This is a genomic window from Plasticicumulans sp., assembly GCF_035331805.1.
Lineage (GTDB): Bacteria > Pseudomonadota > Gammaproteobacteria > Competibacterales > Competibacteraceae > Plasticicumulans.
The window spans coordinates 1-1,735 of sequence record NZ_DAOLKE010000527.1 but is presented as its reverse complement, the minus strand read 5'-3'; the positions used below and the strand labels follow the sequence as shown (position 1 = coordinate 1,735).

Sequence of the window (1,735 nt, the reverse complement as noted above, 5' to 3'; positions counted from 1 at the left end):
GTACAGCGCCGCCGGCAGCGGGATGCGCGGGTGCGGCGTGCCGCCCTCGCGCGCGACGCGGGCGAGCGGATCGGCGATCAGCTCGGCGAGCGGCGCGTGCTCGTCGCTGATGCGGTTGACGAAGCTGGTGTTGGCGCCGTTTTCGAGCAGCCGGCGCACCAGATAGGCGAGCAGGTCCTCGTGCGTGCCGACCGGCGCGTAGACGCGGCACGGCCGGCCGCCGAGCGCGAGCAGCCGCCGGTGCAGCGCCTCGCCCATGCCGTGCAGGCGCTGGAACTCGAAGGGCCTGCCGCCGGCGAGTTCGAGCACGGCGGCGGCGGTGTGGGCGTTGTGGGTCGCGAACTGCGGATAGAACACCTCGGGCGCGGCGAGCAGGCGCTGCGCGCAGGCGAGATACGAGACATCGGTGTGGGTCTTGCGCGTATAGACCGGATAGGCCGGCAGGCCGCGCTCCTGCGCGCGCTTGATCTCGCTGTCCCAGTACGCGCCCTTGACCAGCCGCAGCATCAGCCGCCGGCCGTGTGTGCGCGCCGTGGCCGCGAGCCAGTCGAGGAAGGGCAGGGCGCGGGTCTGGTACGCCTGCACGGCGAGGCCGAAGCCCTCCCAGCCGGCGAGATCGGGCGCGGCCAGCACGCGCGCGATCAGCGCCGCCGACAAGTCCAGGCGCTCGGCTTCCTCGGCATCGACGGTCAGGTTCAGGCCGTGGCCGGCGGCGAGGCGCGCGAGCGCGAGCAGGCGCTCGCCGAGTTCGGGCTCGACGCGCGCGCCCTGCGCCAGTTCGTAGCGCGGGTGCAGCGCCGAGAGCTTGATCGAGATGCCGTTCTCGGCGCGCGGCCCGCGGCCGGCGGCGGCGCGGCCGATGGCGTGGATCGCTGCCGTGTAGCTCGCCAGATAGCGCTCGGCATCGGCGCCGCTGCGCGCCGATTCGCCGAGCATGTCGAAGGAATGCAGCCAGCCGTGCGCAGCGGCCTCGTGTGCGCGCGCCAGCGCCTCGCCGATCGAGCGGCCCATCACGAACTGGCGGCCGAGGATGCGCATCGCCTGCATGACCGCGGCGCGGATCAGCGGCGTGCCGCCGCGCGCGATCAGGCGCCGGAAGGTGGTGTCGGCGGCCTCGCGGCCGAGGCGGATCGTGCGCCCGGACAGCATCAGCCCCCAGGTCGAGGCGTTGACGAACAGCGAATCGGAGCGCCCGAGGTGGCGTTCCCAGTCGGCATCGGCGAGCTTGTCGCGGATCAGCGCATCGCGGGTGGCGTCATCGGGGATGCGCAGCAGCGCCTCGGCCAGACACATCAGCACGATGCCTTCCTGACTCGACAGCGCGTATTCGTGCAGGAAGGCATCGAGACCGCTGCCCTGCGCCCGCGCGGCGCGCACGGCGAGCACCAGCTCGCGCGCGCGTTCGGTGATCCGCCCGCGCTGGGCCTCGGTCAGCGTCGCCGCGGCCAGCACGCGCGCGACCGCATCGGGCTCGGCTTCGTGCTGCGCGGCGAGCACCGGTGCATAGGCCGGTTCACGACAGACCTCGGGATGGTGATGGCGCATGGCGGCGGCTCCGCGGGACGGGGAATGCGCCTGAGCATATGCAGGCCGCCCGCCGAAGCACGCCGGCGGCGGATCGGACCATCGGCGTGCAGGACGGCCCGAAAGCCTCGCCCGGCAGCGATAATCGCGCGTCCTTCCTTCCGTCTGCCGCGAGCCGCCGCCATGACCGATGCCCCGACCCCTGCCGAGC

Annotated in this window: 1 protein-coding gene; it reads right to left on the bottom strand. The window is 73.5% G+C overall.

Annotation, left to right across the window (positions count from 1 at the left end; translation table 11 throughout):
- Positions 1 to 1,545, bottom strand: a 1,545-nt coding sequence (locus PKE44_RS19085) for a proline dehydrogenase family protein (RefSeq protein ID WP_324554388.1), incomplete at its 3' end; no start/stop codon positions are given.
- Positions 1,546 to 1,735: the final 190 nt, after the last annotated feature.